Genomic DNA, 14,199 nt, shown 5'->3' on the forward strand with positions numbered 1-14,199 from the left:
CCAGATATGACCATGTCATTTAACTGAATGAGTTAGTTAAAAAAATTGCAGATGTGCCACCTGCTGACGCAGTGCCTCAGCACGCGCTGCATCGAGGAAGCATAAGGCGTCAGCGGCCTCCTGACGCCATCTCGCCAGCAGGGCTTTACGCCCCGTCAGCTGTAGCGCAGCGCACAGTGCGGTTTCCTCTTCTCCCTGCAGACGCCCGCGCAGGGCCGGTAACGGCATGTCGACCTGCATCAGCAGGCGGTTGAGGCAGCCCAGCGCCGCGGCCAACGGGCGATGGGCGAAGGCAAAGCTCGCCGCTTCCAGCCAGTCTTCATCACTAAGCATAGCGTCTGCGACGGCCGGCAGCGGCGCAGATTCGTCCCGCCACGGGCGAAGCCAGTATTCATCACGCTGCAGCCGCTGCGCCTCCCGCTGCGCGAGCTGGTGCCCCGCCGCGGTCAGTGGGAACAGAGCCATCGCGGTATAGCAGCCGCTGCTGGCCTCGCGATGGGTTCCCAGCCGCACGAGGATAAACCCGCAGCGTTGCCAGAAGCGCCACAGCTCAGGGGTATAGCCGAAGCTGACGGACAGATAGTCATAGCCTGCGGCAGCGGCGGCGATATCGGCGATCATCTTCTGCCCGAGACCTTCGCGCTGACGGGCAGGATGGACAGCGATCCGACTGACCCGCAGCCCGGACAGCGTCGCCGCCAGGGGACTGCCGCCATGGGCCGCCAGCGACTGGGCGACCAGATTCCCGCGCGGCCGGCGAAACCCTGCCCACACCGCCCGGCTGAGTTCGGGAGAAAGTCCCCCCTCGGCCACCAGCCACAGCGCGCCCGCCACTGCGCCGCCAGCGCGAGCGCAGCGAAAAGCCTGGCCCGGGGCATCCATCATGCGCCGCAGATCGAGCGGGGAAGTCCGGTAATGCGCCCCGGACAATAGCTGATACATCGCCTCCGGTAGCGCAGGCAGCGATTGCCAGCAGGACTGATTGACCGCCTCCAGCACCACCTCCCCCGTCGGCGCGTCGCGAAATGCCTCATCATTAAAGATCAGCAGCTGACGGATGGCTGACTCCAGCGGACAGCCCGCCGCCCAGCGGATCGGGGCGCTCAGGCTGAATGACTGCAGATGGGGCAAGCTGGCGCAAAATTTCAGCAGGAACCCGCGACCGGTACCTTCATAACCCTGTACCGTCGTGGTGAGCAGCGTGCGGGGAAAACGGCTTACCAGCTGCCGGAGAAGCGGAGCCGGGATCGACGCGGCCTCATCGACAATCAGCCAGGCCGCCGTTTCTTGCGACGCCAACAGCGCATCCGGCGCCATAAAGCGAAACGCCTCGCCGGCAAAGCTCGCCAGCACATCAACGGCGCTACGCGTTGGGGCGGTGACGATGGCCTCGCCCTCAAGCTGGCGCAGCAGCATGCCCGCGAGAGCGGATTTCCCTCGCCCGCGCTCTGCCGTCACCGCCGCGATACCGGGCGGCAGCCGCAACAGTTGCTCAAGGATTAGCGCCTGCTCGGCCTGGGGGTAGCCATCGGCGGGATGCCAGTCAGGGCGCGGGGCAGCCAGCGGGAAGCACGGCGGGTCCGACTGCTGCCAGAGCAGCACCTCCGGATCGGCGATAAACTGCCGGCAGCAGCGATGAACAAAGTTGGGGGTAACGATAGGATCGGGAGTATCGCTCCAGCGCAGGGAGTCCTCATCCGCCCGGGTCGGCCAGTCGGCGAAGGGCGGCGTCAGCAGCACCAGCCAGCTTCCCGCCCGCAGCGTACCGCTCAGGGCCGCCAGGGCCGCCACGTCACACCCGCGCCGGGCATCGAAAAAGGCGTGCATCACTTCCCGCCCCAGCAGCGTCTTCAGGGCGCCAGGCGCCACGCAGGGCGCAGAAACCGGATCGGAGCCTACCCACAGACCATCGCCGCCGAGCCGCTCCCGTAGCGCCTGCGCCTGCTGCTGCGTCCAGGCCTCATCGCCGCTGAGCACCAGCAGGCGACGGATCCCCTCTCGCGCCATCTGCGCGGTGAGGTTAAGCAGCGTGTCCATCATGGGCGAGGATTACAGCGCGCTGCCGAAAGTATTGCACTGCGCCGGATCGCCACTATCGAAACCGCGTTTGAACCAGGTATAACGCTGTTTTGACGTGCCGTGAGTAAAGCTGTCCGGCACCACGCGCCCCTGGCTCTGCTGCTGCAGACGGTCATCACCGATGGCCTCGGCGGCATTCAGCGCCTCCTGCAGATCGCCGGTTTCCAGAATATCCTGCCGCTGCATGTTATTACCCCAGACGCCGGCGAAACAATCCGCCTGAAGCTCCATCTTAACCGACAGGCGGTTGGCTTCGGCCTGAGTGGCATGCTGTTGTTGCTGGCGAACTTTCGGCTCAATGCCCAGCAGTTTTTGCACATGGTGACCCACCTCATGAGCAATAACGTACCCCTGGGCAAAGTCGCCGTCGGCGCCCAGTTTATTTTTCATCTCATCGTAGAAGGACAGATCGATATAGACCGTGCTGTCGGCAGGACAATAGAACGGCCCCATCACCGACTGGCCGGTGCCGCAACCGGTACGGGTCGCGCCGCGGTAGAGCACCAGTTTTGGCTGCGGGTACTGGCGGCCCATCTTTTCAAAGATCGGTCCCCAGGTATCTTCGGTGGTGGCCAGAATCACGGAAGTAAACTTCGCTGCTTCATCGTCTTTCGGACTGATGGAGCGCTGCGTGGAGGTCTGCTGCTGCGGCATCGGCTCCCCGGTCAGCATACCGGTCAAATCCACGCCGTAGTAGCCCGCAACCAGTACGATAATCAGCAGCACAATGCCGCCCTTCCCGCTCGGCAGACGGAAGCCACCGCCTCCACCACCGCCAAACGGCGAGCCTGATTGACCACGTCGATCTTCAACATTGTCGCTTTCGCGACGCCCTTGCCAGCGCATAAGCACCTCATTCCCTGTTATGTATCAATAGCAGAGATCGTAGGCGGTTCAGCGCAGGATTACCACAGGAAACAGCAGGAAGCGCGCCAGAAGATGAAGCTATCTTCTGGCGGCGGGCGGGTTAGTCGAGCTTAACACCCAGGCGGTGAGCCACTTCTTCGTAGGCTTCAATCAGGCCGCCAAGACTCTGGCGGAAGCGGTCTTTGTCCATTTTATCGAGGGTGTTTTTGTCCCACAGGCGGCTGCCGTCCGGCGAAAACTCATCGCCCAGCACCACTTCGCCTTTGAACAGACCAAACTCCAGCTTAAAGTCCACCAGAATCAGACCGGCGTCATCGAACAGCTTTTTCAGCACGTCGTTGGCTTTGTAGGTCAGCTCGCGCATCCGCGCCAGATTCTCTTTGCTCACCCAGCCGAAGGTTTCGCAGTAGGAGTCGTTGACCATCGGATCGTGCATAGCATCGTTTTTCAGGAACAGGTCGAACAGCGGCGGGTTCAGCTCGATACCTTCTTCAATACCTAAACGTTTTACCAGCGAGCCTGCCGCACGGTTACGCACCACGCACTCTACCGGCACCATATCCAGTTTTTTCACCAGACATTCGGTATCGGAAAGCAGCGCTTCCATCTGGGTAGGGATGCCCGCTTCTGCCAGTTTGCTCATAATGAAATGGTTGAACTTGTTATTCACCATGCCTTTACGATCGAACTGCTCGATGCGCGCGCCATCACCTGCTGACGTATCGTTACGGAATTCCAGTACCAGCAGGTCCGGATTATCGGTGCTGTAAACGGTCTTCGCTTTACCACGATACAACTCAGCTAGCTTTTTCATCTTTCACCACTCCAGTGATATTAAGCCCAAAAAAATACGTCGCAGCCTATACACAAAAGCATTCAAAGTGCATCGAGGCGGCAACTGAGCGAATCCCCGGGAGCTTACAGAAGTAAGTGACTGGGGTGAACGAAGGCAGCCAACAAAGAGGCGATTTGAAGGATAATGCGTATACGCACACGTTTGCGTCACTATACATTAAAAAGGGCCGGATTGCTCCAGCCCTTTTGATTACTTGTTAAATGCGGCCTGGAATACGGCTACCAGGGCGTCATTTTGCGACTGCGTCAGGGTGTGACCTTTCGGGTCGATGAACTGCAGGCTACTGCGGTTATCGAGGTCGCCGACCTGCAGTTTGTAGTCACCGGAAACCAGCTGCGGATCGCGTGCGCCCAGCTCCTGCCAGCTGCTGTCAGACAGCGGCTTATAGGTCAGCGCCATGCTGCCCTGAGAGCGTGTGCTGTCGGTCACTTTCATCCCCACTTTCTCGAGAGCGCCCGGCAGACGTTGCCATACCATGTTAAACGGTGCGCGAACGACAAGCATCGGCAGGCCGGTATCGTCGGCAGCGCTCTGCACGTCGAAGGTGGCGCCAGCACTGCGCTGGGCCGCGTTCTGGGCGCTGGTGGCGCTCGCATCAAGGCCTTCCGAAATGACGTTCAGCATGGCGGTGCTGTAGCGCTGCAGGGACGCCGGATCGGCAACCGGTTTACCCGCCTGCTCCAGATTCACCAGCTTGACGACTACCGCTTGCTGATAGCCCTGCGGTTTGACGGAGATTTGATAACGACCGCGATACTGCTGATCTTCATCAAGGCGGTTCCACTCAACCCAGTCGGTGTTCAGCGTCTGGCTCGCATCATCGCGTTTCGCGATAACGTAGTTCTTCGACTGAAGGATGCTGGTGACCTGCGCCCACAGCGAACCGCTGCGGCCGTTCTCAACCATCAGCGTCGCGGTATCGCCGTTAAACTGGGTCCGCGCACCGCTGACCAGCGCCAGCGGCTGCGCCGGTGGGCGAATGTCCAGCGCTTTACCCACCGCGCCGGTGCTGTTGGCCACCGGAATGTTGTAATCACCCACCTGAATCGGCAGGATCATCCCCGCCGGCGCGTGAAGTTCGCTCAACGGTGATGCCTGTAAATAGGCCTCATCACCGCTCACCTGACGCTTATAGCGCGAGTCGGAACTACAGGCCGCGAGGAGTAGAACCAGCGAAACACCCGCAACCTTCGCCAGGCGCGACTTCTGTACTGAGTAAGCCATCAAATCTCCCTAAACTTTACAGCAAACCGGCATGCTTCAGCGCGGCGGTGACGGCTTCACGACCGTGGTCAGTGATGGGCGTCATCGGCAAGCGCAGCGTATCGGTCGCCACAAGACCCAACGCCTTGCATCCCCATTTCACCGGGATAGGATTGGGTTCGACAAATAATTTTGTATGCAGTGGCATCAGACGCTGATTAATCGCACGCGCTTCGGCAAATTGACCCGCCAGCGCCAGACGGCACATGTCGGCCATTTCGCGCGCCGCCACGTTGGCCGTAACGGAAATCACGCCCACACCGCCGAGCTGCATGAAGTCCATACCGGTCGCATCGTCACCGCTCAGCAGGATAAAGTCGTCTGAAACCAGCTCTTTGATCTGGTGAACACGACTTAAGTTCCCTGTTGCTTCCTTAATACCGACAATATTTTTAATTTCCGCCAGACGGCCAACGGTTTCCGGCAACATATCGCAACCGGTACGGGACGGCACATTATACAGAATTTGCGGCAGGTCAGTATGTTCAGCGATAGCTTTAAAGTGTTGGAACAGGCCTTCCTGGGTCGGACGGTTATAGTAAGGAGTGACCGTCAGGCAGCCGACAACACCGCTGTCGTTAAAACGTTTGGTCAGGCTAATCGCCTCTGCGGTTGCATTGGCTCCCGTTCCAGCGATAACCGGGATACGCCCGTCAGCCAGTTCCAGCGTCATCATCACCACGTCGCCATGCTCTTCATGGCTCAGCGTTGCGGATTCACCGGTAGTCCCTACCGAAACGATCGCCGAGGTTCCGTTGGCGACATGGTAATCAATCAGTTTTTTCAGGCTTGTCCGGCAGACATTACCGTTTTCATCCATCGGCGTGACAAGCGCTACAATACTTCCCGTGAACATGGGCCATCCTCAGAGCAGAAGTGCGACAAGATTCTCAATGTTACGTTTGGAGCTGCAATAAAAGCAAGAGACCCGACGCCATCAGGGATGTTGTATGGCGGTTTTTTTTATGCTTTCCTAATGTTACCTCACCTTTTTAAAGGAAGAACAGGTTTGACAGCCTCATTACAACACTATCTGGTTATTACCGCCCTGGGGGCTGACCGTCCCGGCATCGTGAATACGATCACTCGCCACGTCAGCAGCTGCGGTTGTAATATCGAAGACAGCCGGCTGGCCATGCTCGGTGATGAGTTTACGTTTATCATGCTGCTTTCCGGGTCGTGGAATGCGATTAACCTGATCGAATCAACCCTGCCGCTGAAAGGTGCGGAGCTGGAACTGTTGATCGTGATGAAACGCACCACCGCGCGCCCGCCGCAGGCTATGCCAAACACCGTTTGGGTCCAGGTTGAGGTGCCGGACTCACCGCATATCATCGAGCGCTTTACTGCCCTGTGCGATACATGGAATATGAATATCGCGGAACTGGTGTCCCGCACTCAGCCGGGAGACGGCGATTCCGCGCAGCTTTTTATCCAGATAACTGCCCACAGTCCTGCGACGCAAAATGCAGCAAATATCGAACAAGCGTTCAAAGCCCTATGTACAGAACTCAACGCACAAGGCAGTATTAACATCGTTAATTATTCACAGCATGATGAACAGGATGGAGTTTAACCCATGACCCCACTGAAAGCCGGTGATATTGCACCGAAATTTAGCTTACCGGACCAGGACGGCGAGGAAGTAAATTTAACCGACTTCCAGGGACAACGTGTCCTGGTTTATTTTTACCCGAAAGCCATGACCCCGGGCTGCACAGTACAGGCGTGCGGCTTGCGCGATAATATGGACGACCTGAAGAAAGCCGGTGTAGAAGTGCTGGGTATCAGCACCGATAAACCGGAAAAGCTTTCGCGTTTCGCCGAAAAAGAGTTACTGAACTTCACGCTGCTGTCTGATGAAAACCATCAGGTGTGCGAGCAGTTTGGCGTCTGGGGCGAAAAATCCTTTATGGGGAAAACCTACGACGGTATTCACCGTATTAGTTTCCTCATCAATGCCGATGGCAAAATCGAACATGTCTTTGATGACTTCAAAACCAGCAATCACCACGACGTGGTGCTGAACTGGCTGAAAGAAAACGCCTGATGCAAAGCAAGACGCCGGGGGAGGAAATCCTTGCCCGGCGTCTTTTTTTATCCCGACCCCGTCAGTCGTCGTCAACCACCAGACCATCCGGCCAGGCATGCACCACCGCTTTAATCAGCGTGGCCAGCGGAATGGCGAAGAAGACGCCCCAGAACCCCCACAGTCCGCCAAAGATCACCACCGACAGGATAATCACCAGCGGGTGTAAATTGACCGCCTCAGAGAACAGCACCGGAACCAGCAGGTTGCCGTCCAGTCCCTGAATAATCAGATAGACCGCGAACAGGCTCCAGAACTCGGTGCCAGCGCCAAACTGAAACAGCGCCACGCCCACCACCGGGATGGTCACCACAAACGCGCCAATATAGGGGATCAGCACCGAGAAGCCCACCAGCACAGCCAGCAGCAGCGAGTAGTTGAGGCCAAACAGAATAAAGCCTATCCAGGTGGCGACGCTGACGACAATCATCTCCAGCACCTTACCGCGAATGTAGTTGGTGATTTGCTGATTCATCTCCTTCCACACCTGCCCGGCAAGCCCGCGGTTGCGCGGCAGCACACGGCGCACCGCGTTAAGCATTTGCTCTTTATCCTTCAGCAGGAAGAAGACCATCAGCGGCACCAGCACCAGATAGACCGCCAGGGTGAGCAGCCCCACCAGCGAGGCCAGGGAGTACTTCACCACTGAGTCGCCCATCGTCAGCATCCGATTGCGCATATTTTCCGCCATCGCATCGATGATGCCGGCATCCATTAACGCCGGATAGCGCCGCGGCAGCGTGGCAGCGAAATCAGAGAGTTTGTTGAGCATACCCGGCATATCGCGGATAAGATAGATCCCCTGCTGCCAGGCCACCGGCATCACCACAAAGGCCAGCAACAGCAGGATGCCAACGAACAGGATCAGCACCAGCGAGGTCGCCCAGGTGCGCGACAGGCCAATCCGCTCCAGACGAACCGTCGGCCACTCCAGCAGATAGGCCAGTACGATAGCCACCAGTAACGGGGCTAACAGACCGCTGAAAAAGAACATGATGCCGAAACCGGCAAGCAAAATAACCAGCAGCGCTATCGCCTCAGGGTCGCTGAATCGACGGCGGTACCACTGCATTAACATCTCAAGCATAAAACCTTCCCTGAAGGGCCAAGCGGCGACAATCCGGGGAATTGTATCGAAGTGTCACAAAAAAGACTTCGCTTTTTGATGCGCCGCAGACAAACCGTTCTCCGCCGTGAAGATCATATTTTCAAGGCGGCCAACGCCAGCTAAACTCGCTGGGATGCGGCCAGGGAACATTGCGTCGCACAATCGGTCAAACTGGCACACCCACATTACAGGACAGAGGTTATGTTCAGGCAGTTAAAGAAAACGCTGGTGGCGACCGTCATCGCCTCGCTGACGCTGGGTTCGATAGGCCCTGCTTTTGCTGACTCCGCAGATACGCTGCCGGACATGGGGACCTCTGCAGGAAGCACGCTGTCAATTGGTCAGGAAATGCAGATGGGGGATTACTATGTGCGCCAGCTGCGCGGCAGCGCGCCGCTGATTAACGATCCCCTGCTGGTACAATATATCAACGGGCTGGGCATGCGTCTGGTGGCGCACGCGAACTCAGTGCGCACCCCGTTTCATTTCTATTTGATTAATAACGACCAAATCAACGCCTTCGCCTTCTTTGGCGGCAACGTGGTCCTCCACTCCGCCCTGTTCCGCTACTCTGATAATGAGAGCGAACTGGCCTCTGTCATGGCGCACGAAATCTCCCACGTTACGCAGCGGCATCTCGCCCGCGCGATGGAAGATCAGAAGCGCAATGCGCCGCTCACCTGGGTCGGTGCCCTGGGTTCGATTCTGCTGGCGATGGCCAGTCCACAGGCAGGGATGGCGGCGCTGACCGGGACGCTGGCCGGGACCCAACAAGGTATGATCAGCTTCACCCGGCAAAATGAAGAAGAAGCCGACCGGATAGGCATTCAGGTCCTGCAGCGCTCGGGATTCGACCCGCAGGCCATGCCGATGTTTATGGGTAAACTGCTTGATGAGTCGCGCTACTCGACACGGCCGCCAGAAATGCTGCTCACCCACCCCCTGCCGGAAAGCCGACTGGCCGATGCCCGTAACCGCGCCAATCAGATGCGTCCGGTGGTCGTGCAGTCCTCGGCAGACTTCTATATGGCGAAGGCGCGTACCCTTGGGATGTACACCAACGGCGACAATAAACTGGGCACCGATCTGCTTAACGCCTGGGATAAGGGCAACATCCGCCAACAGCATGCCGCGCAGTACGGCCGCGCTCTGCTGGCGATGGAAAGCAACAACTTTGACCAGGCACGCAAAACGCTGCAGCCGCTACTCAGCGCCGACCCGCAAAACGCCTGGTATCTCGACCTGGCCACGGATATCGACCTCGGGCAGAAGAAAACCAGCGACGCCATCAACCGCCTTAAAAACGCCCGCGAGCTACGCACGAGTCCGGTGTTGCAGCTGAACCTGGCCAACGCCTTGCTGCAGGGCGGACAGCCCGGGGAAGCGGCGACCATTCTGAACCGGTATACCTTTACCAATAAAGAGGATGGCAACGGCTGGGACCTGCTGGCGCAGGCGGAAGGCGCGCTGGGTAATCGCGATCAGGAGCTGGCGGCGCGGGCAGAAAGCATGGCGCTGGTCGGTCAGTTGGATCAAGCCATTTCCCTGCTCAGCAGCGCCAGCTCGCAGGTGAAACTTGGTAGCCTGCAGCAGGCGCGTTACGATGCCCGTATCGACCAGCTACGCGATCTGCAGGCCCGCTTCCGCCCCTATCAAAAAATGTAAGGAGACCCCATGACCGACGCGGTAAAAATTTACCATAACCCACGCTGCTCGAAGAGCCGCGAAACGCTGAGCCTGCTGCAGAGCCGCGGCATCGATCCAGAGGTGGTGCTCTATCTCGACACACCGCCGGATGCCGATACGCTGCGTCAGCTGCTGCAGCTGCTGGGTATGGAGAGCCCCCGCGAGCTCATGCGCCAGAAGGAGGATCTGTACAAATCGCTCAATCTTGCCGACCAGGCGCTTAGCGACGCAGCGCTGATTCAGGCGATGGTCGACAATCCTAAGCTCATCGAACGCCCTATCGTCGTCAGCCATGGCCAGGCGCGTATTGGCCGCCCGCCGGAGCAGGTCCTTGAGATCGTAAGCTAACCCATCTGCGCCGCGCTTTCGCGGCGCTTTTTTTACGTGGCCGATTCCAGATCTTCCACGCCAATCCCTCCCGCCCGCCGGGTAGTGCTACTGTTCATCTATCGCTCAATCCACTGGACGGATGAACATGAAAAAACCGACCTCCACGCCCCATGACGCCGTGTTTAAGACCTACCTCTCCCATCCCGATACCGCCCGCGATTTCCTGCAACTGTATCTGCCCGAAACGCTGCTTAAAGTATGCGATCTGCGTACGCTGCATCTCGAGTCGGGGCATTTTGTCGAAGACGATCTGCGTCCCTTTTATGCCGACATTTTGTATTCCCTGAAAACCACGGCGGGAGACGGCTATATTTATGCGCTTATCGAACACCAGAGCACGCCCGACCGGCATATGGCCTTTCGTCTGATGCGCTATGCCATCGCCGCCATGCAGCGTCATCTCGATGCCGGTCACGATCGTCTGCCGCTGGTGATCCCTGTCCTCTTCTATCACGGTCAGGTAAGCCCCTACCCGTTCTCACTGCGCTGGCTCGATGAATTCACCGCCCCGGAGCTGGCCAGTCGTCTTTATCACGAAGCGTTTCCGCTGGCGGACATTACCGTCATTCCGGATGACGACATTGCCACCCACCAGCGCATGGCAACGCTGGAGTTACTGCAAAAACATATTCGACAACGCGATCTGGCTCAGCTCCTCGACAAACTGGGCGAATTATTATTGACTGGACTGGCGACGGAATCGCAGGTACAAGCCCTGATGCACTATCTGGTACAGGCAGGCAATACGCGCGAGCCGGTCAAGTTCATTCGCGAACTGGCGTTACGTACGCCGCAGCATAAGGAGACGTTGATGACGATTGCGGAATATCTCGAGCAACAGGGGCTGGAGCGGGGACTGGCGCAGGGGCGACAGGAAGGCCGGAAAGAAGAGGCACAGCGTATCGCCGCCGCCATGCTACACAGTGGCCTGGCGCGCGATCTGGTCGCTCATCTGACCGGACTGACGGAGCAGGAGCTGGCCCCACTGACGGACTAGAGCTTAAGGATCTCTTTCACGAAGGGGATCGTCAGCTTGCGCTGGGCGGTAATTGAGGCATGATCCAGCTGATCGAGGGTCATAAACAGCGAGCGCATCTCGCGATCCAGCCGCTTCAGCAGGAAGCGGCACACGTCTTCCGGCATCTCGAAGCCGCGTAATCTGGCGCGCAGCTGCAGCGCCTGCAGTTTGTCTTCATCCGACAGCGGCTGCAGCTTATAGATCTGCCCCCAGTCCAGCCGCGAGGCGAGATCCGGCAGACCAAGATTTAACTGCCGCGGTGGCCGATCGCCGGTGATCAGCAGTCGGGTTTTGCCTGATTCCAGGATCCGGTTGTAGAGATTAAAGATAGCCATTTCCCAGGGCTCATCCCCGGCAACGCATTCAATATTATCAATGCAGACCAGCGCCAGCTGTTCCATCCCCTCCAGCACCTCCGGCACAAACCACGTCCGTTTATCCAGCGGCACGTAGCCCACCGCATCCCCGCGCTGGGAAAGCTCGGCGCAGGCGGCGTGTAACAGGTGGCTGCGACCTGCCCCTTCACGTGACCAGATATAAATGTACCCGCTGTGTTCCTGCCGCAATACGTTCTGGAGAGCAGCAAGTAGGGAAGGATTATCACCCGGCCAGAAACTCGCGAAGGTTTCGTCGTCAGGAAGATACAGTGGCAAAGAGAGCTGTGCCGGTGCGTTCAGATGGACCTCAACATAGGCTTACAGAAAAACGCGGAGAGTTTACCACAGATTTAGGTCAGGAGAGAACCGGGCGGGATCGCCGCCCGGTCAGGAGATCGTTATTTAGCCTCTTCGCTATCAGCGGCGTCGAGGACCACCTCTTCCGGACGCAGAACACTGATAAGCTTGAAAATCAGGCTGAGCGCGATGCCCACGATGGTCGCCAGCGCCATCCCTTTCAGCTCAGCAGCACCGATGTGCACTTTAGCACCGCTGACGCCGATGATCAGGATCACGGAGGTAAGGATCAGATTCTGCGCTTTGCTGTAATCCACCTTCGATTCAATCAGTACACGGATCCCCGAGGCGCCGATCACCCCGTACAGCAGCAGCGAAACGCCCCCCATCACCGGTACCGGGATGATCTGGATAGCCGCCGCCAGTTTGCCAACGCAGGAGAGCAGAATCGCAATGATCGCCGCGCCGCCGATTACCCAGGTACTGTAGACCCGGGTAATCGCCATCACGCCGATATTTTCACCGTAGGTGGTGTTGGGCGTCGAACCGAAGAAACCGGAGATGATCGTCGACAGGCCATTGGCAAACATCGAACGATGCAGGCCCGGGTCGCGGATCAGATCGCGTTTAACGATATTAGCGGTCACCACCAGGTGCCCCACGTGTTCGGCAATCACCACCAGCGCGGCAGGCAGAATGGTGAAGATGGCGAACCACTCAAAGCGTGGCGTGTAGAAGGTTGGCAGGGCGAACCAGTGTGCTTCGGCAATCGGGGTGGTATCGACCACGCCCATCACAAACGACAGCGCATAGCCCACCAGCACGCCGATCAGGATCGGGATAATCGCCAGGAAGCCGCGGAACAGCACGGAACCAAACACCGTCACCCCCAGCGTCACCATCGAAATAATGATAGTTTTGCTGTCAGGTGATTGGCCATCCGCCGGCAGCAGCCCGGCCATATTGGCCGCCACGCCCGCCAGTTCGAGGCCGATAACCGCCACGATGGCGCCCATCGCCGCCGGCGGGAACATCACATCCAGCCAGCCGGTACCGGCTTTTTTGACAATAAAGGAGACGATGCAGAACAGCACGCCGCACATAATAAAACCGCCCAGCGCCACTTCGTAGCCCAGCGGCAACAGCAGCAGCACCGGGGAGATAAAAGCGAAGCTCGATCCCAGATAAGCGGGAATTTTGCCTTTACAAATAAAGAGGTACAACAGCGTACCGATGCCGTTGAACAGCAGGACGGTGGCCGGGTTAATGTGGAACAGAATAGGCACCAGTACCGTTGCGCCAAACATGGCGAACAGATGTTGCAAACTAAGCGGGATTGTCTGTAAAAGCGGCGGTCTTTCACTCACCCCGATGGCACGGCGCGTCATAGTGTATTCCTCTGAGAGTCGTCTGTTATTTGCTGTGGATTACTTTTATTCAAAAAAAAGCCGACTCTCAAAGTCGGCTTTTTTCGCGGTATGTTTTATTTCGTTCCAAAAATCTTGTCGCCGGCATCGCCGAGACCGGGAATGATGTACCCGTGTTCGTTCAGCCCCTTATCGACAGAGGCGGTGTACAGCTCAACGTCCGGGTGGGCTTTCTCCAGCGCGGCAATCCCTTCCGGCGCCGCTACCAGTACCAGCACCTTAATACTGGTACAGCCGGCGTTTTTCAGCAGATCGATAGTGGCGATCATCGACCCACCGGTTGCCAGCATCGGGTCAACCACCAGCGCCATACGCTCATCGATGTTGGACACCAGCTTCTGGAAGTAAGGTACCGGCTCGAGAGTCTCTTCATTACGATAGATACCGACCACGCTAATGCGCGCGCTGGGGACGTGCTCCAGCACCCCTTCCATCATGCCAAGGCCTGCGCGGAGAATAGGCACAACGGTAATTTTCTTGCCCTTGATCTGCTCAACTTCCACCGGGCCATTCCAGCCTTCGATGGTCACTCTCTCGGTCGCCAGATCGGCGGTGGCTTCATAAGTCAGTAAGCTGCCCACTTCTGAGGCGAGTTCACGGAAGCGTTTGGTGCTGATGTCGTGCTCGCGCATCAGGCCCAGCTTGTGTTTGACGAGTGGGTGTTTGACTTCCACAATCTTCATTCTCTTTCTCCTCTGAGGGGCGGCCACAAAAAAAATCGCGGGATTATACCGCTTTTTGC

Annotated in this window: 15 protein-coding genes; 5 read left to right on the plus strand and 10 right to left on the minus strand. The window is 58.0% G+C overall.

Going from position 1 to position 14,199, the window contains the following annotated elements; genetic code table 11:
• Window positions 1–36 precede the first annotated feature (36 nt).
• From CWM58_RS13335 to dapA, 5 genes are all read right to left on the minus strand, one after another.
• Window positions 37–2,040, minus strand: a complete 2,004-nt coding sequence (locus tag CWM58_RS13335) for a tRNA(Met) cytidine acetyltransferase TmcA (protein ID WP_100681092.1) — start codon at window positions 2,038–2,040, stop codon at window positions 37–39.
• A gap of 9 nt (window positions 2,041–2,049) precedes the next feature.
• The gene (locus CWM58_RS13340; RefSeq protein WP_100681093.1) at window positions 2,050–2,925 is read right to left on the minus strand and encodes a neutral zinc metallopeptidase; all 876 of its coding nucleotides are present in this window, start codon (window positions 2,923–2,925) and stop codon (window positions 2,050–2,052) included.
• 121 nt (window positions 2,926–3,046) lie between these two features.
• Window positions 3,047–3,760, minus strand: a complete 714-nt coding sequence (gene purC / locus CWM58_RS13345; protein ID WP_061153695.1) for a phosphoribosylaminoimidazolesuccinocarboxamide synthase — start codon at window positions 3,758–3,760, stop codon at window positions 3,047–3,049.
• Between the two features lie 231 nt (window positions 3,761–3,991).
• The gene (gene bamC, locus CWM58_RS13355; protein WP_061153694.1) at window positions 3,992–5,026 is read right to left on the minus strand and encodes an outer membrane protein assembly factor BamC; all 1,035 of its coding nucleotides are present in this window, start codon (window positions 5,024–5,026) and stop codon (window positions 3,992–3,994) included.
• Window positions 5,027–5,042: 16 nt separating this feature from the next.
• On the minus strand, window positions 5,043–5,921 hold the full coding sequence (gene dapA / locus CWM58_RS13360) for a 4-hydroxy-tetrahydrodipicolinate synthase (protein WP_002913803.1): 879 nt from the start codon (window positions 5,919–5,921) through the stop codon (window positions 5,043–5,045).
• 153 nt (window positions 5,922–6,074) lie between these two features.
• On the opposite strand from dapA, the gene CWM58_RS13365 reads away from it, so the two are divergent.
• Window positions 6,075–6,641 (plus strand): glycine cleavage system transcriptional repressor, encoded by a 567-nt coding sequence (locus CWM58_RS13365; protein ID WP_002913804.1) that lies wholly within the window; start codon window positions 6,075–6,077, stop codon window positions 6,639–6,641.
• A gap of 3 nt (window positions 6,642–6,644) precedes the next feature.
• Complete coding sequence (bcp, locus tag CWM58_RS13370) at window positions 6,645–7,115, plus strand: thioredoxin-dependent thiol peroxidase (RefSeq protein ID WP_074387880.1); 471 nt, start codon at window positions 6,645–6,647, stop codon at window positions 7,113–7,115.
• Between the two features lie 61 nt (window positions 7,116–7,176).
• Here bcp and CWM58_RS13375 read toward each other — a convergent pair whose 3' ends face one another.
• Together CWM58_RS13375 and CWM58_RS28585 are read right to left on the minus strand one after the other, a co-directional pair.
• The gene (locus tag CWM58_RS13375) at window positions 7,177–8,241 is read right to left on the minus strand and encodes an AI-2E family transporter (RefSeq protein ID WP_061153693.1); all 1,065 of its coding nucleotides are present in this window, start codon (window positions 8,239–8,241) and stop codon (window positions 7,177–7,179) included.
• Between the two features lie 54 nt (window positions 8,242–8,295).
• On the minus strand, window positions 8,296–8,412 hold the full coding sequence (locus CWM58_RS28585; protein ID WP_012540910.1) for a hypothetical protein: 117 nt from the start codon (window positions 8,410–8,412) through the stop codon (window positions 8,296–8,298).
• Between the two features lie 51 nt (window positions 8,413–8,463).
• On the opposite strand from CWM58_RS28585, the gene bepA reads away from it, so the two are divergent.
• From bepA to CWM58_RS13390, 3 genes are all read left to right on the plus strand, one after another.
• Entirely contained in the window at window positions 8,464–9,927 is a 1,464-nt protein-coding gene (gene bepA, locus CWM58_RS13380) for a beta-barrel assembly-enhancing protease (RefSeq protein ID WP_100681094.1), read from the plus strand.
• A gap of 9 nt (window positions 9,928–9,936) precedes the next feature.
• Entirely contained in the window at window positions 9,937–10,296 is a 360-nt protein-coding gene (gene arsC / locus CWM58_RS13385; RefSeq protein ID WP_061153691.1) for an arsenate reductase (glutaredoxin), read from the plus strand.
• Window positions 10,297–10,423: 127 nt separating this feature from the next.
• Window positions 10,424–11,335, plus strand: coding sequence for an Rpn family recombination-promoting nuclease/putative transposase (locus CWM58_RS13390; RefSeq protein ID WP_100681095.1), 912 nt, complete (start codon window positions 10,424–10,426; stop codon window positions 11,333–11,335).
• On the opposite strand, the gene CWM58_RS13395 is transcribed toward CWM58_RS13390, so the two are convergent.
• The 3 genes from CWM58_RS13395 to upp all read right to left on the minus strand — a co-directional run bounded on the left by CWM58_RS13395 (window position 11,332) and on the right by upp (window position 14,140).
• Window positions 11,332–12,033 (minus strand): DnaA inactivator Hda, encoded by a 702-nt coding sequence (locus CWM58_RS13395; RefSeq protein ID WP_020947395.1) that lies wholly within the window; start codon window positions 12,031–12,033, stop codon window positions 11,332–11,334. The two genes, CWM58_RS13390 and CWM58_RS13395, sit on opposite strands and share 4 nt — an antisense overlap.
• Before the next feature lie 98 nt (window positions 12,034–12,131).
• Window positions 12,132–13,418: a uracil permease gene (gene uraA, locus CWM58_RS13400; RefSeq protein ID WP_061153689.1), complete on the minus strand. Its 1,287-nt coding sequence runs from the start codon at window positions 13,416–13,418 to the stop codon at window positions 12,132–12,134.
• Window positions 13,419–13,513: 95 nt separating this feature from the next.
• Window positions 13,514–14,140, minus strand: a complete 627-nt coding sequence (gene upp / locus CWM58_RS13405) for a uracil phosphoribosyltransferase (protein WP_061153688.1) — start codon at window positions 14,138–14,140, stop codon at window positions 13,514–13,516.
• Between the last annotated feature and the right edge of the window lie 59 nt (window positions 14,141–14,199).

The sequence above is a fragment of the Klebsiella sp. H-Nf2 genome, from assembly GCF_002806645.1.
In the GTDB taxonomy this organism is placed as follows: domain Bacteria; phylum Pseudomonadota; class Gammaproteobacteria; order Enterobacterales; family Enterobacteriaceae; genus Klebsiella; species Klebsiella variicola.